This is a genomic window from Flavobacterium sp. R1_16 (assembly GCF_057652095.1).
Genome location: NZ_JBYFCG010000026.1, coordinates 1 through 975, shown reverse-complemented (window position 1 = coordinate 975; position 975 = coordinate 1). Strand labels below are relative to the sequence as shown.

The window sequence follows — 975 nt, the reverse complement described above, 5'->3', positions numbered from 1 at the left end:
CCTAGCTTAAAATCCATTTATAGACCTCCTGTGAAGTAGAAAAGAAATCAAAATGAGGTTTTTTCACAGCCTGACGTGCCGCGGCTACAAGAAGTGGCAAACTTCGGAACTGCGTACTTTCGGCTAAGATAAATAATATTGCGAAACGTAAACGTGAATTTTAAACATAATTTGCCATTTTCTTGTAACCGCTGTTAGCACTAGTTTTTATTATTCAGTTAGAAATTTGGAAATCTGTTTATTCATGTTTGGAATTTTGTTTTTTATCACATCCCAAACAATATTATAATTAACTCCAATGTAATCATGAATTAGCCTATCTCTCATTCCAGCCATATTTTTCCATTGTATTGTATTCCACTTTACTTTTACGTCGGCTGGAATTTTCTTAGTAGCTTCTCCAATTATTTCCAAACTTCTGACGATAGCTCTTTTAAGAGTTTCATCATCTAAGAAATCTTCGTATTTCAAATCTTTACTAACAGAAATGATGTACAAACATTCATCGTTAATATGTCTTAAGTATTCTTTCGGATCTTTAGACATACTGTACTTCATTTAAAATTTTTGGGCCTATATATGGACTTAATCCATTTTTGGTTACAACTTCAATTTTTTCGTTTTTGAATATTTTTTCAAATAAATCACAAACTGCCATAAAGTTGTCAAAGTTTTCTTTTTCAGGTTCAAAATCAATTAACAAGTCAATATCACTTTCGCTTGATTGTTCTCCACGAATATATGAGCCAAAAAGGCCAACACTGCGAATACCAAACTTCGTAAGTTTTAGCTTATTAGATTTCAGCGTTTTTAAAATGTTATCTTTTGTTGTCATTTGAAACTTTTTTCAAATATACAAAAGTTTGTCTTCTGAAAAGTTTGGTGGTCAAAAATTAGTGCTAACGTTTTGCCTTTAGTTTGCATAATCAAATAAATAGTTATTTTTCCGAAGAAGAAACGGGTGAACTAAAACGT

2 protein-coding genes are annotated in these 975 nt (G+C 31.2%); both read right to left on the bottom strand.

Annotation, left to right across the window (positions count from 1 at the left end; all coding sequences use genetic code 11):
• Nucleotides 1-210: 210 nt before the first annotated feature.
• Nucleotides 211-546, bottom strand: a complete 336-nt coding sequence (locus AC23L6_RS13340; RefSeq protein ID WP_487562972.1) for a HepT-like ribonuclease domain-containing protein — start codon at nucleotides 544-546, stop codon at nucleotides 211-213.
• Nucleotides 539-835, bottom strand: a complete 297-nt coding sequence (locus AC23L6_RS13335; protein ID WP_487562973.1) for a nucleotidyltransferase family protein — start codon at nucleotides 833-835, stop codon at nucleotides 539-541. The genes AC23L6_RS13340 and AC23L6_RS13335 overlap by 8 nt, the downstream gene beginning before the upstream one ends.
• Nucleotides 836-975: the final 140 nt, after the last annotated feature.

Bases quoted from the DNA above. Each gene is read 5' to 3' on its own strand.
- AC23L6_RS13340 (WP_487562972.1), bottom strand. From the start codon at position 546: ATGTCTAAAGATCCGAAAGAATACTTAAGACATATTAACGATGAATGT.
- AC23L6_RS13335 (WP_487562973.1), bottom strand. From the start codon at position 835: ATGACAACAAAAGATAACATTTTAAAAACGCTGAAATCTAATAAGCTA.